The 15,357-nt window shown below is 68.1% G+C and carries 16 protein-coding genes; 7 read left to right on the top strand and 9 right to left on the bottom strand.

What is annotated here, in order from left to right:
* Positions 1-19 precede the first annotated feature (19 nt).
* On the bottom strand, positions 20-1,936 hold the full coding sequence (locus tag H4W31_RS12030) for a LamG-like jellyroll fold domain-containing protein (RefSeq protein ID WP_192766742.1): 1,917 nt from the start codon (positions 1,934-1,936) through the stop codon (positions 20-22).
* A 118-nt stretch (positions 1,937-2,054) separates the two neighbouring features.
* Between H4W31_RS12030 and H4W31_RS12025 the strand changes: the two genes are divergently transcribed.
* A complete protein-coding gene (locus H4W31_RS12025; RefSeq protein WP_192766741.1) occupies positions 2,055-2,711 on the top strand; it encodes a class I SAM-dependent methyltransferase in 657 nt (218 codons plus the stop codon).
* Between the two features lie 33 nt (positions 2,712-2,744).
* Here H4W31_RS12025 and H4W31_RS12020 read toward each other — a convergent pair whose 3' ends face one another.
* A complete protein-coding gene (locus H4W31_RS12020; protein WP_192766740.1) occupies positions 2,745-3,332 on the bottom strand; it encodes a dihydrofolate reductase family protein in 588 nt (195 codons plus the stop codon).
* Between the two features lie 98 nt (positions 3,333-3,430).
* Positions 3,431-3,952, bottom strand: a complete 522-nt coding sequence (locus tag H4W31_RS12015; protein ID WP_192766739.1) for a pyridoxamine 5'-phosphate oxidase family protein — start codon at positions 3,950-3,952, stop codon at positions 3,431-3,433.
* 77 nt (positions 3,953-4,029) lie between these two features.
* Here H4W31_RS12015 and H4W31_RS12010 point away from each other — a divergent pair, with 77 nt between their 5' ends.
* The gene (locus tag H4W31_RS12010) at positions 4,030-4,698 is read left to right on the top strand and encodes a winged helix-turn-helix transcriptional regulator (protein ID WP_192766738.1); all 669 of its coding nucleotides are present in this window, start codon (positions 4,030-4,032) and stop codon (positions 4,696-4,698) included.
* A 215-nt stretch (positions 4,699-4,913) separates the two neighbouring features.
* On the opposite strand, the gene H4W31_RS12005 is transcribed toward H4W31_RS12010, so the two are convergent.
* The 5 genes from H4W31_RS12005 to H4W31_RS11985 form a co-directional block, all read right to left on the bottom strand.
* On the bottom strand, positions 4,914-5,351 hold the full coding sequence (locus H4W31_RS12005; protein ID WP_192766737.1) for an HPF/RaiA family ribosome-associated protein: 438 nt from the start codon (positions 5,349-5,351) through the stop codon (positions 4,914-4,916).
* 188 nt (positions 5,352-5,539) lie between these two features.
* Positions 5,540-7,333, bottom strand: coding sequence for an HNH endonuclease (locus tag H4W31_RS42690; protein WP_225945496.1), 1,794 nt, complete (start codon positions 7,331-7,333; stop codon positions 5,540-5,542).
* A gap of 70 nt (positions 7,334-7,403) precedes the next feature.
* Complete coding sequence (locus H4W31_RS11995; protein ID WP_192766736.1) at positions 7,404-7,673, bottom strand: hypothetical protein; 270 nt, start codon at positions 7,671-7,673, stop codon at positions 7,404-7,406.
* On the bottom strand, positions 7,670-8,011 hold the full coding sequence (locus tag H4W31_RS11990) for a DivIVA domain-containing protein (RefSeq protein WP_192766735.1): 342 nt from the start codon (positions 8,009-8,011) through the stop codon (positions 7,670-7,672). The genes H4W31_RS11995 and H4W31_RS11990 overlap by 4 nt, the downstream gene beginning before the upstream one ends.
* Positions 8,008-8,268: a hypothetical protein gene (locus tag H4W31_RS11985; protein ID WP_192766734.1), complete on the bottom strand. Its 261-nt coding sequence runs from the start codon at positions 8,266-8,268 to the stop codon at positions 8,008-8,010. Before H4W31_RS11985 ends, H4W31_RS11990 begins: the two co-directional genes overlap by 4 nt.
* Before the next feature lie 236 nt (positions 8,269-8,504).
* On the opposite strand from H4W31_RS11985, the gene H4W31_RS11980 reads away from it, so the two are divergent.
* The 5 genes from H4W31_RS11980 to H4W31_RS11965 all read left to right on the top strand — a co-directional run bounded on the left by H4W31_RS11980 (position 8,505) and on the right by H4W31_RS11965 (position 14,369).
* Complete coding sequence (locus tag H4W31_RS11980) at positions 8,505-9,566, top strand: DUF5919 domain-containing protein (RefSeq protein WP_192766733.1); 1,062 nt, start codon at positions 8,505-8,507, stop codon at positions 9,564-9,566.
* Positions 9,563-10,375 (top strand): inositol monophosphatase family protein, encoded by an 813-nt coding sequence (locus H4W31_RS11975; protein ID WP_192766732.1) that lies wholly within the window; start codon positions 9,563-9,565, stop codon positions 10,373-10,375. Before H4W31_RS11980 ends, H4W31_RS11975 begins: the two co-directional genes overlap by 4 nt.
* Positions 10,365-10,490: a hypothetical protein gene (locus H4W31_RS42685; RefSeq protein WP_318783142.1), complete on the top strand. Its 126-nt coding sequence runs from the start codon at positions 10,365-10,367 to the stop codon at positions 10,488-10,490. The genes H4W31_RS11975 and H4W31_RS42685 overlap by 11 nt, the downstream gene beginning before the upstream one ends.
* Positions 10,491-10,536: 46 nt before the next feature.
* Positions 10,537-11,064: a flavoprotein gene (locus H4W31_RS11970; protein ID WP_192766731.1), complete on the top strand. Its 528-nt coding sequence runs from the start codon at positions 10,537-10,539 to the stop codon at positions 11,062-11,064.
* Positions 11,065-11,240: 176 nt separating this feature from the next.
* The gene (locus H4W31_RS11965; protein ID WP_192766730.1) at positions 11,241-14,369 is read left to right on the top strand and encodes a DUF3427 domain-containing protein; all 3,129 of its coding nucleotides are present in this window, start codon (positions 11,241-11,243) and stop codon (positions 14,367-14,369) included.
* Between the two features lie 56 nt (positions 14,370-14,425).
* Here the strand turns inward: H4W31_RS11965 and H4W31_RS11960 are convergent, their stop codons facing one another.
* Positions 14,426-15,346, bottom strand: coding sequence for a phosphotransferase (locus H4W31_RS11960; protein ID WP_192766729.1), 921 nt, complete (start codon positions 15,344-15,346; stop codon positions 14,426-14,428).
* Positions 15,347-15,357 lie beyond the last annotated feature (11 nt).

Here is a 15,357-nt window from a genome sequence, read left to right as displayed (position 1 = left end):
ACTCGGGGATACGACCGGGTCAGGCCCGGAGGAACCGGCTGGCCGGCAACGGCCGGTCGACGATCCGGATGTCGCCGATCCAGCCGTAGAAGCCCTGCTCGACGATCCGGTCGTGATGGTGGGCGCCGACGAGCCACGGCTCGCCGGAGGTGGCCAGCCCGGTCGCCGGGGCCGACGGGTTCCGGAGCAGTCTGAGACCGTCGACGTACAGAGTGCTGTGCTGGCCGTCGTTGACCACCGCCACGTGGAACCACTCGTCGGCGCGCATCTCGTGGCCCCAGTTGGCGATGAGGGCGTCCTGCGCGAGCGGAAAGACCGCCCACAGCACCGCCATCCCGTCCGACATGCTGAGCGTCGCGATCGGTGCCGCCGGGTCGCCGCCGAGCTTTCCGGCGTCCCGGCCGGCACCGAACCGGCTCAGGATGCTCATGTTGGCGTGGTCGTCGGTGGCCCGTACGTCCGCCGGCAGTTTTACGAACGCCTCGACGGTGTACCCCTGGTCGAAGGTCGCCGCGTTCAACGGCGCTCCGTCGACCGTACGCAGGTAGGCGCCCCGGGCCGGTCGCCTGCCGCCGTCGGTCTGCCTGCCGCCGTCGGTCTGCCTGCCGCCGTCGGTTTGCCTGCTTCCGTCGAAGAAGAGGCTCGCGTGGGCCGGTTGGTCGTCGTGGTGCCCGGCCGACCACCGCAGCGCGGCCGGGCCGCTGCCGGGGAGGGTGACCCGGGTCAGGTGGTTGCCCCGCCCGGACAGATCGTCGATCCGGAAGCCGTCCGGTACGGCGGTGCCCTCGGCCCGGCCCTGGTCGAACCGCCAGTAGGCGACGGTGCCGTCGACCAGTACGGCATCGGGGCCGCGCGGCGGGCGCCGGGGCACCGGGGCGAAGCCGGCGAACCGTTCGGTGAAGTCGATCGGCAGGGAGAACCGGTTGGCCGGGTCGGTCAGCTCGACCTCGCGTCGGGCCAGGGCGTCGCGCCGGTCCGGTCGCTGGCCGAGGATCCACGGCGAGATCGTCTCGACGTCGATCGTGTCGCGGGCCAGATCGAAGTGGTAGAGCCGGAGCATCGCCCCGCCGCCGTAGTAGCGATCCTGGTAGTTGGTGATGTGCACATGCACGTCCCGGCCGGCGGCGTTGCGCCGCACGAGGCGCCCCGGCGGCCAGTAGTGCCCGTTGAGGGTGAGGAAGATCTGGTCGCTGTCCGCGATCAGCCCGTCCCAGAGCCGCCGGCCGTGCGCGGAGAGCCAGGCGACCCCGGTCTCGTCGGAATCCGCGAGGTCGTGGGTGGTCAGGATCGCCGGGGTACTCCGATGCGCGGCGAGCACCGACCGGGCCCAGTCCAGGGTGCCGTCCGACGGTCGCCAGTCGAGCGCCAGCAGCAGCCACTCGCGTCCGGCGGCGGTGAACCGGTGGTACGTGTTGTAGCCGTCCGGCGTGCCGCCGCCGTAGCTTGGCAGCCGGCTCACCCGGTGCGGCCCGAAGACCTCCAGGTACGGACTCGGTCCACGCTGGTCCGTGGCGGACGCGTCGATATCGTGATTGCCGGCCAGCACGCTGTACGGCATCCGGTGCCGGTCGAGGACCTCGTAGACCTGTCCCGCCTCGGCCAGTTCGGCGGCGCCCGCGTTCTCGACGATGTCGCCGAGGTGGGCGGTGAAGACGATGTTCTGCTCCGCCCGGTGGTCCAGAATCCAGTTCAGGGTCGCCGCCAGCGGTTCCGGATCGCCCCGGTCGCCGTCGAAGAGATACTGGGTGTCCGGGATGACCGCGAGGGTGAATCGGGGCGACTCCGGATCGGCACCGTCACCGGTACGGTCGCCGGCCCGCCCGGTCAGGTCCAGGACCGGAAGAAGTGCCCCGGCCGCGCCGCCGCCACCGACCAGTCCGGCCCCGACCAGTCCGGCGCCCTGGAGGAAGCTGCGCCGGCTCGGAGTGTCTTCCATGCTCGCGCTCCTCAGATCTCGCCAGGCCACAGCCGGTACGCAGCCGGTACGCGGCGTCCATCATCCGCCGGTCCGCCGCCGTCAATCTATGGGGCTCGACCCACTACGCTCGACCGCCATGTCCGACGCACAGTTTCTCGCCGACACCCGGGACGCCTACGACGCCATGGTCGACGGATACGTCGACTTGTTCGGCTCGGACCTGGACGGCAGACCCCTCGACCGGGCACTGCTGGGCACGTTCGCCGAGCTGGTACGCGCTGGCGGGAACGGCCCGGTCGCCGACGTCGGCTGCGGACCCGGCCGGGTGACGATCGTGTTGCAGAAGCTGGGACTGGACGTGTTCGGCATCGACCTGTCGCCCGGGATGATCGACCACGCCCGCCGTACGTATCCGGCGCTGCGGTTCGAGGTCGGCTCGATGCTGGCCCTCGACCTGCCCGACGCCTCGCTCGGCGGCCTGCTCGCGTACTACTCGATCATCCACGTTCCGTTGGAGCGCCGGGCCGACGTACTCGCCGAGTTCCACCGGGTACTCGCGCCGGGCGGCCAGCTCATGCTCGCCTTCCAGGTCGGCGACGATTGCGTGCACCACGACGAGGCCTTCGGCAAGCCGATCAACTGCGACTGGTACCGGCAACAACCGGACGACATCGTCCGGTTGCTCCGCGACGCCGGCTTCGACCTGTGGGCAACGGTGGTACGGGAGATCGACGGCGTGGACAAGACCCCGCAGGGGTTCATCCTGGCGCGGAAGCCGGCCGTGGAGGTCTGAGGGCCGGAGCGGGCCGACGCGGCGGTGCCACGCTCAGGCGGCGGTGGGGATGTGTTCGGCCGGCCGGTACCTCGTCAGGACGACTCCGGAGACGAAGGGTTCGGCGGAGAGCGGTTCCAGTCGTACCGGCGGTTGGTCGCCGTCGAACAGCGCCCTGCCCCGGCGGAGGAACAGCGGATGCACCAGGAGATGGAACTCGTCGACGAGTCGGAGGTCGGTGAGGGACCGGATCACTCCGAGACTGCCGTAGACCACGATGTCCCCGCCGGGGCCGCGCTTGAGCTCGGCGATCTCGTCGCGATCGATACGGGCGAGTCGCCGGGTGTTCTGCCACGTCGCGGTCTTTCCTGAGGCGGAGACGACGATCTTCTCCATGGCGTCGACCCGCCGGGCGTACCCGCGTACTCCCTCGGTCTCGGCGGGGTTCTGGGCGGCCTGTGGCCAGTAGCCGGCGAAGTCGTCGTGGGTGATCCGGCCCAGCAGCAGGCTGCCGGCGTTCTCCACCAGCTCGCGTTCGTACCGTCGAACCTGGTCGTCGACCAGCAGCCAGTCCATCTGGTCCTGCGGGCCGGCGACGAATCCGTCGAGGGTGGTCCACATCGTCACGACGATTCTGCGCATCTGCCGTTCTCCGTTCTGCTGAGTTGATTCCGTCTGCCCTGATCGGGCCGCCGCTCGACCACGGGCGCCTGTTCCGACCGGGCCTGCGGCACTGCCGGCTATCCCTCGCCGCGCAGGGCCGCCTGGACCGGTTCGGGGGTCATCGCCGGGAAGCGTTCCTGGAAATCGAGCACTCCCACCCAGGTGGGGCGCAGGCCGATCCGGACCATCCGCAGGCCGGGCTTGTCGATCGCCCGCAGGTAGGCGTCGCCCATCTCGTCGCCCATTCCCGCGCGCTGGATGGTGGCGTACTCGGGCAGGACGCCGTCGACCTCGGCCAGGGTGACCTTTCCGCGCAGCATCAGCACCTGCGGCAGCCCGTCGGCGGTGTCGATGCAGACCGCCACGTCCGGCCTGGCCCGCAGGTCACGGATCTTGTAGGTGCCGGCGAACGCGCCGACGACCAGTTCCTCGCCGGTCCAGAGGAAGTTCACCGGGATCAGCCGCGGCGTCCCGTCCTTGGCGGTGTACGCCAACCGCGCCACCAGGGACGCGCCGAGCAGGCGCTGCGCGATGGCGGTGTCCAGCAGCTTCAGATCGCCCTGCGGCAGGCTCGCCGCTCGACTGTCGGGGAGGCTCATGGAAGTCAAGCTAGAGAGTCGACTCCTAGAAAACAAGTGTCGATCCTGAATTAGGATCGACAGGTAGACTGAAGGTCATGAGCGGCATGCGTAGCTATGGGGACCCGTGCGGTGTCGCACGTGGACTGGATGTCATCGGCGAGCGCTGGGCGCTGCTGGTGGTTCGGGATCTCCTGCTCGGGCCGAAGCGCTTCAACGACCTGCTCGCCGGCCTGCCCGCCGTGAGCCCGAACGTGCTGAGCCAGCGGCTCCGCGAGCTGACCGAGGACGGCGTCGTACGACGGCGCGACCTGGGACCACCGACGCGGGTCCGCCTCTACGAACTCACCGAGTGGGGTCGCGCGCTGGAACCCCTGCTCCTGCAGCTCGGACGCTGGGGAAGCCAGGCCCCACCGCCACTCGAAGGCACCCTCGGCACCGACTCCCTGCTGCTCAGCATCAAGGCGGCCTTCGACCCGGCACGGGCCGCCGAGCTTCGCGGCGTCTACGAGTTCCGCATCGACGCCGACACCTACCTCGCCGAGGTCGCCGACGACTCGGTCCAGATCCGCCGCGACACGGCGTCCGGGCAACCCGACGCGACGCTCAGCACCGATCTCGACACCCTCCGGGCCGTATGTGATCACCAGATCACCCTTGCGGCGGCAGTGAAGTCGGGCGCGCTTCGCCTGAATGGTGACCCGAGCGCCAGGCGGCGTCTCACCGACCTGCTTCTGGCCCCGTTCGAGCCCGCACCGCAACGCTGATCGAACAATGCGACGATCGAGTGCCGGCTGTCCGACCTCGTCACGACCCTGGAGCACAATCGCGACGCCGTCCGGCATCCTCGTCAGTTCTGACCCACAGGTGGGAGTGGGTCGGGGGCGGAGGTTCGCCTGGGCCGTTGACCCATCAGGTGGCGACCGTGTCCGGACCTACCGCCGTCCCGCCGGTCGCGGCTGACCGGCGGGACGTCAGGTGCTCAGGCGGTGGGGCCGGTCCCGCCCGCCGGCTCGTCATCGGCCGACGGGGTGGCCTCGTCCACCGGGATGGGCTCGGGCCGCCCGGTGTCGCGCAGATGCCGGTTGTGCCGGGGTTCCTGCCGGGTCTTCGCGTCGTTGAGCCGACGCCGGAGGTCGTCCCGGACGTCGTGCAGACCGGCCTTCAGGTCCTCCTCGGACGAGGTGGTGACGATCTTCTGGCGGCCGGCGATCCAGCACTCCAGGGTGACCTTTTGTCCCTTGGCGTCCCGGTCCTTCACCGACACCTCGAGTTCGGTCCCGTCTGCTGGGAAGGCGGCCAGCCGCGAGTCCAGGGTGGTGAACTGCTCGGCGATCCAGTTGAGGTCGCCCTGTGAGAAGCCGGCACCCACCCGCAGGCAGTCTGCCACCGTGGCCGGATTCCCCCGAGCGCCGCTCATCGCCGTGCCTCGCCCTGGGCGCGTACGGATCCGGAGGCGAGGGACGAGCTGTCCATGACCATCTTCGGTGACCCCTTCGTTCGACAACGCGCTGCGGTTACCAGCGGTTGATCGCCTGGTACCCAGCGGGGCCGGAAGATATACGGGTATTGAGAAGGTGATCCCGGTGTGGCCTTGCTGCCCCGGTGCTACCGACCGGTTCCTGTCGGTTCGGCCTCGCTGCGGTGCTGGCGTAGGGCCGCCTTGTCCGGTCGGTCCGCGACCCTCTTCGGGAGCCGCAGACGCCGGCCGGCAAGCTCGGCGTAGTGCGTGGCGGTCTCGGCGAGCCGGATCTGATACGAGTCGTCGATCCAGAGCAGGCCACGGTCGAAGAGGTTGTGCAGGTCGGCTCGGAGGAGCAGACCGTTGTTGACCTGGTTCGTCGCCGCTCCGTCGTACCGGGAAATGTGTGCCGCCTGGAGCACGGCCTCGACGTCGCAGCCGGTGATCGCGCACCGGCCGCCGTACGCCTCGATCAGCCGGCGGCGGAAGCTCACCTGGCCCTGCCGGAGGGTAATCTCGGCGAGCCGGCGCCGCCGTCCAACCGGAAGTTCCTCGGGCGTGGGTGCCTGGTGCTGGCCCAGCAGCTCGGTCAGGCGGACGTACTCGTTCGACCGCATCGCCCGGATGCCCTGCACCTCGGCTTCCAGCACGGCGGACGTGGGGGTCTGCGCCGACAGCAGGGTGTTGGTCAGCGGGCGGTCCCAATCGACCGTCAACCGCCACCGGACACTGCCCTCGTCGAAGATCAGCTCTTCCGTGTCGGACCAGGCGATGCCGGCCGCCACGAGCCGCCGGGGTGGTTCGCCCACGCAGACCCAGATCCGGTCACCCGCGCTGACCTGACGGAACCAGGAATCGGCTTTGGCGCCCCCGCTGCTCTGCGGCGACCGTTCGAGGTTGCTTCGGTCGTGCCGCCAACCGTCGAACTGCTCGTCGACCGTGTAGAGCCACTCGCCGGTTGGACGCGTCCGGCCGAGCACCTCGTCGGCGAGCTGGTAGTTGTGGCCCGACCTGTGGCTCGTACGGCTGGTCAGCAGCGATTCGGCAAGATCGCGTACGGCGGCGGCGAAGTCCTCGTCCGCCAGGGCCGCCGTCAGCTCGTCGCGCCGGCCCCGGACCCTGGCCTGGTCCGGTCCCGCGTCCACATAGTCCGAGTCCTCGATGGTGAGCCCGGGAAAGGTTCCCGCCAGCGCCTCCGGGGTGGGCCAGTGCCGGGTCAGCGTCGACCGCCGGACGATCACGAACCCGGCTGCCGGCCCGGCGACGCTCCGATCGGCCGGCTGGTGGAGGACGAAGGTCTCCATCCCCTTCATCGAGATGGTGGAAAGCCGACCCGCCCGGGTACGGGGCAGGCAGGAGAGCGCCCAGAACTCCCGCTCCGTCTCGGCGGGGTCGGGTACGGCAACCTCCAGGTACGCCCGGTTCGCGGCCACCACAGCGGCGAAGTACGAGCCGTCCCGCAGCCGCTCGAACTGGCTCTGCTTCCTGGGGTCGGACCGCATCACCGACTCATCGGCCGGCAGAGCCCCGGTTCGCCTACTCCCCGGCACCTCACCGCCGCCGGGGATCACGTGATTGAAGCGGGGCCTGAGCCGCTTTACCAGCGCTGCCTTCAGCGCGGATCGCTGGTCGGTCGGATGCCAGCGGACCGTCCGCCCGCCCAGCCATCCGGTGATCTCGTCCGCCGTGGCGACCGGTCCCCCTGCGGCATCCAGTACCTCGCCGACCTGCTTGTGCAGCACCGATGAACCGCGGTTCCCGCGTAGATGCTGCCGGAGACGCTGGCGCAGGTGTCCGGTCTCGCCGACGTAGATGACCTCGTCGTCTTCGATCACGACGTGTACACCGCCGGCGTTGGGTGCGAGGACCACGACGTCGAGGGTGAAGGGGCGCGGCTCGGAGAACTCGGCGAGCAGACCCTCGGGTGTCGGGTCGACCATCCTGGCACGGTAGCCGAGGACGATTCTGAATCACAGCGCCGCTGGCGGAGGGTTTACGGCCCTCCTCAGCTCATCCGCGTGTGGATCCGCAGCCGCCGGGGTGGCCGACGAACCGCGTACAGCGCCGACTCCCAGGGCCGGCGCGAGGCTCGCCGACCGGGGCGTCACACCAGATCCGGGTACGCCTCGACTGCTCGTCCTCCTCGGAAAGAGTCGCCTCCCCGAAGTCGAGTACGGGCACGTGCGTCAACGATGTCCGCAACGCGTCGACCAGGTCGATGGCGGCGTCCCGGGAGGTGATCGTGGTCGGCAGGTGGATGACCCACCGGGGTTCGGTCACCAGTGACCGCCGTTGCGGGGTGGCTGATCCGGCTCGGAGTCGTCGGCGGACCGGCTGCCGGAGCGGGGTCGCGGGCTCTGCTTGACGCACCAGGTGGGTGGGTCGACGAACCGGCAACCGACGTGCCGGGACCGCCACTGCCGCAGCCCTTCGCGGATCCGTTCCGCTTCGGTCCTGGCGGTGGTCGCCTCGCGTTGGAGCTGCTCCATCTCGTCGGCGACCATGTGCAGGTAGGCGTACACCTCGTCGGGGTCGAGGCCGCCACGCCAGCGCCGCCGCACGAAGGTCGCGGCGCGGACGAGATGCGCGCCGAAACGCTCACCGGCCCGGTAGCTCATGGCCGTACCGCCGATGCCTCGTGGTGCGTGACGGACGCGCGGACCTGGGCCTCGGACAGGCCGCGCTCGGCCAGCACCCGTTGACCCCAGCGGTGCAGCCGACACGGATGCGCCGCCTGGTCGTTGCGGCACCGCAGCCCGTCCGGCCCCTGCTCGGGGGCGTGCACCGCGATCGCCCGTACCGCGAAGTCCACATCCTCTGCCGTCACGTACGGCGGCAACGGCACCTCACCCAACACCTCGTCGATCCGATCCATGACCCTCCCCTGCCATCCGCTGGTGGTGGAGCGGCACCGGGGCGGGCGGGGTCGGGCGGTACGACCGCACGTCCGTACCGACCGGAGCCCAGCACCCGCCCCGGGCCACACATCCACCCTGGTCAACGTCGCGAACTCCGGGTACGACTACGCGCTGTACCTCTGTGGCACCTATTCAGTAGCCAGTGTCGGTAAGCTGCCCAAAGACCGATCTCGACCTGATCGGAGACGATTTGATGACAACCGTGCAGCGGTGGACCGGTCGCGAGACCCGCGCGTTGCGTCACGCATTGCGGATGAGCATTCGCGACTTCGCTGAGCACCTCGGCGTCAGCGAGCGAACCGTTTCCAAATGGGAAGCCGGCCAGGTAGGTGTCTACCCACGCCCCGAAATGCAAGCCGCCCTCGACACCTCGCTCGCCCAGGCCGAGGGCGATGCGCGGAGCAGATTCAGCTCGATCCTCGGCGCCTCGGAAAGCACTGTGCCCGCGACCGATTGTGACGAGGGGTCAGACCTGGCCACCATCGCTCGTCGGCAGGTCACTCAGGCTCGGACTGGGCTGGGGCTGACTCCCGAGCAGTTCGCCGAGGCGCTCGGGCAGGCACTGCGGTGGAAACCAACCGCCGAAATGATCAGCTCCTGGGAGACCGCCACGGTCCCCCCGGGTGACGTGCTGCTCGGGGCCAATCGGCTCCTCGACGGACAGCGAGAGGTTACGGCCGAGCAGTGCCAGGAAGTCCGTGGCTCCGTACCGACCGAACACCTTGCCGGGGTAACAGCGGTGTACCGAACCCGCGCTGAACTTTCCACGCACCTACCCTGCGAAAATCTGCTGTCTGGTGCCCAGCAGGTACGAGCAGTAGGTCTTTCCCTCAACCTGCTGTGCCAGCACTACGCCGACCGCCGATGGCGTGAACTCATTGAGACGGGCACGCACGCCCGCTGCTTATTTCTCGATCCAGACGGCTCGGCGGTCAAGGTCCGAGAAGCCGAGGAGGGATTTCCGGAGGGTCACCTCGCCGCGCTGACCAAGCTGAACATCGAGACGCTGCTGAGGGTTCGCGACCGGCTACCCGATGGCCTGAAGGGTCAGCTGGGCGTCGCCACCTACAACCAGACGATCCGGTTCAACATCGTCATCGTGGACGACCTCTGCATAGCTCAGCCGTACCTTCCAGACAGTCGAGGTGTCGACGCGCCCGCGTTCGTAATCCGGCAGGGCGAGTCACCGGAAGGGCTCTATCCAGTGTTCGAGCAGGTCTTCGACTCCCAGTGGGAGCAGGGCCGGCAGCTGTGACGGCATACCGCGAGTTGCTGCCGATCGCCGTCAAAGCCATCGAGCAGGCCAGCACCCTGATGCGGCGACAGACACCCGGTGCACTCACCACAAAGGGAGACCGGGACGTTGCCTCCGAGCTCGACTACCGGATCGAACGGGAGCTTCGCGCCCTCCTGCGGGATCTGACGCCAGAAATCGGCTTCCTCGGCGAGGAGGAAGGGTCCAGCGGGTCCGGCGAGTTGCGCTGGTCCCTTGATCCGATCGATGGCACGGCCAACTTCGTCCGCAGGCTTCCGCTGTGCGGGGTGTCGCTCGGTCTGATTCACCACCAGCGGCCAGTCCTTGGCGTCATCGACCTGCCCTTTCTCGGCAGCCGGTACACGGCCGCCGAGGGTGAGGGCGCGTACGTGAACGGCCAGCCGATCGAGGTCAGCAGCACGGCAATCCTCAGCGAGGCCATCGTGGCGATCGGTGATTATGCCGTCGGTCCCGACGCGTCGGGCAAGAACCGCCTGCGCCTGGCACTGACCGCCCAACTCGCCGAAGAGGTGCAGCGGGTACGAATGACCGGCTCGGCAGCACTCGACCTCGCCTGGCTCGCCGAGGGAAAGCTCGATGCCGCCTTGACCCTTTCCAATCACCCCTGGGACATGACCGCAGGTGTCGCCATCGCCCGCGAGGCCGGCGCGCGAATCCTCGATCGTGACGGCACGGAGTACACCTACGATTCGTCCGTAACCCTCGCTGCCACACCGGCCCTGGCAGGGCAGTTGCTTGCAGCGGTCCAGGCCGCAGAGGCGTTGGCAGGCTCGGCACATGAACGTTGAACGGGCGGTGCTGGTCGTCATCGACATGCAGAACGGCTTCATCAACGAACAGAGCCAGCATGTTGTGCCGAGGGTTGTAGACCTGCCAGGCAGATCATCACCACCGCCGAGGTGAGGTAGCAGATGTCCTGCTGCTTCACAACCGCCGTTGGACTGCTGACGTGACGGAACAACGTCCTGTCCTGTACGTCGTGGTCTGCGCCGCGCCCCCGGTTCTAGAGGTCAGCGAACTCGTCGAGCTCCTGATGGCGGACGCCTGGACGGTCTGTGTGATCACCACGCCGATGGCGGCGACCTGGATCGACACCAGGGTGTTGGCTGAGAAGACCGGCTATCCGGTGCGCTCAGCCTGGCGGAGGCCAGGTGCGCCCGGCGCGCTTCCGGATGCGAACGCGGTCCTGGTCGCACCAGCGACGTTCAACACGATCAACAAGTGGGCGCTCGGCATCAGCGACAACTTCGCCCTCGGCCTTCTCAACGAACTGCTCGGGCTGCGGCTGCCCATCCTCGTCTCCCCGTACGCCAAGAAGGCGCTCACCACACATCCCGCGTACAGGCGCCACGTGCAGGTCCTCAGCGATACCGGAGTCGTGTTCACTCCGTCCGAAGCGCTGCGGCCGGTAGCGCCAAGCAAGGACTTCCAATGGCGTCGGCTGGCAGAGGAGTTGGCACGCCTACGACCCTCATAACGCGTCGAGCCAAACATCATCGGCAGCGGCACGCCCGGGCTCGGCGACGCCTGGCACGGCTCGAACATCTGGGCGAGGCTCAGCTATCGCCGCCGACTCTCTCCGACTGAACGAACGACTGGCATCCAGACTTCGTCTTGATCCGGATCTTTGTCTGAGGGTCTAACCTCGTCGAGGTGACGGAGCTGGCACGCGGCATCTACGAACACCTCATCACCAACGAGCTCGCAAGCAAGCTCCAGCATGTGGATCCCACCCTGGTCCAGAGAGACGACCTTGACCCGGCCGATGCTGACAAGGTGCTCGCCCGGCACATCGCCGGCCTGGCCATCCGCGCACTGAACGCGGTCGCTGGCAGCCAGGACCCCCAGCGGCTCGGCCGGCAAATCGAGATAGCAAACAGGATTGCCGAAAGCATTGCTGCTATCGAGCCACGAGCAGCCGGCGATGACGACCAGGTGACGGAGGCCCACCGGCAGCTTCTGACCGCTATCGCTCATCCCCCGACGCCGCCGGCCGGAACACACTTCCCGGCTCGTCCCAGCACGCCGTTGTCCACTGGCGCCCTACTGGTCAATGGCCGGCACCAACCGCGCATCGGCCACGAAGTTGGTTACGAGATGGCCTCCGCAGATCAAGTCGATCTTCTCTGCGCCTTCATCACCTGGCCCGGCGTGCGCATGCTGGAACGGCCGATCCGGGAGCTAACCGCCCGAGGCAGCCGGCTCCGCGTCATCACCACGTCCTACCTCGGGGCAACTGATCAGCGCGCAGTGGACCGGCTAGCCGAGCTGGGCGCCGAGATCAAAATTTCGTACGAGACGAAGACCACGCGGCTACACGCCAAGGCCTGGCTCTTCCGACGCGACAACGGCGTAGCGACCGCGTACGTCGGCTCGTCGAACCTCTCCCGCGCTGCCCTGGTCGATGGCCTGGAGTGGAACATCCGGGTATCTAGCCTGGAGCAGCCGCACGTCATCGACACCTTCGACGCGACGTTCACCGACTACTGGAACGACCCCGCGTTCGAGACGTACGTCCCGGCTGAGGACGGGGATCGGCTCCGGCAAGCGCTGCGCAGCGAGCGCCGGCACCACCGGCCGCGTGGCCAGCGGTTGGTCGACAGCGACAGCCTCGACGTCGAAATCGCTAATATCGACGTTCACCCGTACGGCTACCAGCGGAGCGTCCTCGCCGATCTCGCAGCCGAGCGCCTGGTCCATGGTCGACACCGCAACCTGGTCGTCATGGCGACCGGCACCGGCAAGACCGTCGTCGCTGCCCTGGACTACCGCGACCTTCGACGGGATCGCAGCGTCAACTCGCTGCTCTTCGTGGCTCACCAGGAGCAGATTCTTCGGCAAAGCCGCTCGGTATTTCGGCAGGTCCTCCGCGACGGCAGTTTCGGCGAGGTTCTGGTCGGTGGGGAGAAGCCGCAAGACTGGCGCTATGTCTTCGCCTCCGTCCAATCCCTGCACCGGCTTGTCGACGAGGACCTACCGCCGCACCGGTTCGACATGGTGATCGTGGACGAGTTTCACCACGCCGAAGCGCCAACGTATGCCCGTCTCCTGGGGCGACTACAGCCGCGCGAACTCCTCGGGCTGACCGCCACTCCTGACCGAGCCGACGGCGGAGACGTGCGCCGATGGTTCGGTGGACGTACGGCGGTCGAGCTTCACCTCTGGGAGGCGCTGGAACGACAGCTCCTTGCGCCATTCCAGTACTTCGGCCTGCATGACGACGTGGATCTCGCAACGCTGCGGTGGCGCCGTGGACAGGGCTACGACCTCAGTGAGCTGAGCAATCTCTATACCGGCGACGATGCACGCGTTTCGAAGATCCTCCAGGCGGTACGCGACAAGGTCGACGTGGGTAACATGCGCGCGCTGGGGTTCTGCGTCAGTATCGCCCACGCCGAGTTCATGGCCGAGCGGTTTGCTGGATCGGGAGTGCCGTCCGCAGCGGTGACGTCACGAGTCGATCCTGCTGACCGCGTACGCTTGCTCGACCAGTTTCGGCGCGGCGAGCTGCGGGTGCTTTTCACCGTTGACCTGTTCAACGAGGGCGTCGACCTGCCGATGGTCGATACGATCCTGCTGCTGCGCCCCACCGAGAGCGCAACGATCTTCCTTCAGCAACTTGGCCGTGGCCTTCGGCTCGACTACGGCAAAGCCTGCCTCACCGTCCTCGACTTCATCGGTGGGCAGCACGCCAACTTCCGCTTTGACCTTCGGTGGCGGGCGCTGACCGGCGTCAGCCGCCGAGCCCTGACCAACGCTGTCGAGTACGACTTTCCCCACCTGCCCAGCGGCTGTCACATCGAGCTTGACCGCGTGGCCAAGGACATCGTGCTGGCCAACCTACGATCGGCGTTGCCCAACTCGACATCGACTCTCACCGCCGAACTGCGCGAACTCGGGAATGTCACACTCGCCGACTTTCTTCGGGAGACCGGCTTGGAGGTGGAGGATGTCTACCGTCGCAAGTCACTCGGTGGCTGGACCGGGCTACGGCGCCGTGCCGGTCTAAGCCGTACGCATCCCGGTCCGGATGACGTCACGCTCGGGGCCGCCATCGGTCGCATGCTGCATCTGGACGACACAGACCGACTTGAGCTGCTTCAGGGAGTTGCCGCTGGTGGACGCTCAGGCACCGACCGGCTCGCCGATCTGCTACACGTCGCACTTTGGGGCAACAAGATTCCCCTCGACCGGACGGACGAAGGATTACGCCGGCTGTGGAAACATCCGGACCGCTGTGAGGAGATCGCCCAAGTCGCTGAGGTCCTCCGGGAACGGATCCACCGCATCACCCTCGGACAGGTGTCGGCAACCGTACCGCTACGGCCGCACGCCCACTACAGCCGAGACGAGGCCTGCGCCGGCTTCGGTGTGTCCAACCCGACCCAGCTCCGGGAGGGTGTGAAGTGGGTCCCAAGCGAGCGGGCAGACCTGTTCTTTGTCACCCTGGTCAAATCCGAGCACCACTACTCGCCCACCACGATGTACGCCGACCGGGCCATCACCGAGGAACTCTTCCAATGGGAGTCCCAGAGCACCACCTCAAGCGGGTCGCCGACCGGCCAGCGCTACATCCACCATGGCGGCCTCGGGTCGACCGTGCACCTCTTCGTCCGAGAGACCAAAGTACGCGACGGCGACCTGGGTGCCCCGCCGTACCTGTACGCCGGCCCCATGACGTACAGCTCACACACCAACGACCGTCCAATGCGGATTGTCTGGCGGCTTGCCCACCCTCTCCCGCCTGACGTGTACGCCGCCGCACGCGCTACCGCCGCCTGAGGTTTCCTTGAGGCCAAAATCGCCGTAAGCGGGGAGCTTTCGAGGCTGTGCTGATGTTAGGCATTAGCCCGGCGGAGGCGTTCGGCTGCCTGCGCCCGAAGCGCATCGGCGCCCTGCGGAGCGCCACCGCACAGTGCCATCTCTCGGGCGTTGTACGCAGCCATCCACAAGCTGGCCGCCCATGCGATTTCCAACTCCACGGCCGTGAACGGGCGCCCTCGAATGTCTTGATAAGCCACCAGGAACGCCTCGGAGCTTTCGATCGGCGCCAGCGTGGGCGGCCCGGAACTGGCGAACGACCCACTCGCCGCTCCCACAAGTGCCGCCTCCGGCTGCCACGCCAGGCTGTCCCAGTCGTGCACCGTAGCTACCTGCCAACCCTGCCACCGCAGGTTCTGCGCCTCGAAGTCGGCGTGGCCGAGCACGCACGGCAAGCCGGCGGCCAGCAGACGCTTCCGGGCCCGCTCAGCCGTATCGACAATGTGCTCGGACACGACACTTTGGTCCCGGCCGTCGAGAAAGTCGATCGCCGGCCACACCCCGGAATCGGTGTGGTCCCAGCGCACCCAGGGCGGATTTGGCAGCGGCGGCGCGACGGGCACACCGGCAAGTTCGGCCATCAGCCGGGCGAACAGCTCCGCGCAGCGCACAGCGATGTCCGGAGAGTCCCCGTGCAACACCTCGCCGCCGGGCCGGAATTCCTCGGCGTGCACGGCCAGTGCACCGACACCGACCACCGGCGTGAGCGGCCGGGCACACGCAAACCCGCGCTCGGCCAGCCAGGCCTGCGCCGCGACACACGACGAGGCCCGGCCGTCGTCGGCGCGCGCCTTGACCACGACGTCCCTGCCACCGGCCAACCGCAGACCGAACACCATCGAGACCTGTCGCGACTGGAACAGCACGCCGGCGGGTTCACCGCCCAGATGGTCAAGACACCAAGCCGGCAACCAGTTCGGCAGCTCGTTCAACGGCACACTCAGGACTG

It is taken from the genome of Plantactinospora soyae, assembly GCF_014874095.1.
Classification (GTDB): domain Bacteria; phylum Actinomycetota; class Actinomycetes; order Mycobacteriales; family Micromonosporaceae; genus Plantactinospora; species Plantactinospora soyae.
The sequence above is the reverse complement of the archived record's forward strand: the minus strand, read 5'-3'. Positions and strand labels throughout refer to the sequence as shown.

Excerpts from the sequence above, each read along its gene's own strand:
- H4W31_RS42685 (WP_318783142.1), top strand. The coding sequence starts at position 10,365 with ATGAACGTTGAACGGGCGGTGCTGGTCGTCATCGACATGCAGAACGGC.
- H4W31_RS12005 (WP_192766737.1), bottom strand. The coding sequence starts at position 5,351 with ATGAGCGGCGCTCGGGGGAATCCGGCCACGGTGGCAGACTGCCTGCGG.
- H4W31_RS12030 (WP_192766742.1), bottom strand. The coding sequence starts at position 1,936 with ATGGAAGACACTCCGAGCCGGCGCAGCTTCCTCCAGGGCGCCGGACTG.
- H4W31_RS42690 (WP_225945496.1), bottom strand. The coding sequence starts at position 7,333 with ATGGTCGACCCGACACCCGAGGGTCTGCTCGCCGAGTTCTCCGAGCCG.
- H4W31_RS11990 (WP_192766735.1), bottom strand. The coding sequence starts at position 8,011 with ATGAGCTACCGGGCCGGTGAGCGTTTCGGCGCGCATCTCGTCCGCGCC.
- H4W31_RS12020 (WP_192766740.1), bottom strand. The coding sequence starts at position 3,332 with ATGCGCAGAATCGTCGTGACGATGTGGACCACCCTCGACGGATTCGTC.
- H4W31_RS12025 (WP_192766741.1), top strand. The coding sequence starts at position 2,055 with ATGTCCGACGCACAGTTTCTCGCCGACACCCGGGACGCCTACGACGCC.
- H4W31_RS12015 (WP_192766739.1), bottom strand. The coding sequence starts at position 3,952 with ATGAGCCTCCCCGACAGTCGAGCGGCGAGCCTGCCGCAGGGCGATCTG.
- H4W31_RS11985 (WP_192766734.1), bottom strand. The coding sequence starts at position 8,268 with ATGGATCGGATCGACGAGGTGTTGGGTGAGGTGCCGTTGCCGCCGTAC.
- H4W31_RS11980 (WP_192766733.1), top strand. The coding sequence starts at position 8,505 with ATGACAACCGTGCAGCGGTGGACCGGTCGCGAGACCCGCGCGTTGCGT.
- H4W31_RS12010 (WP_192766738.1), top strand. The coding sequence starts at position 4,030 with ATGAGCGGCATGCGTAGCTATGGGGACCCGTGCGGTGTCGCACGTGGA.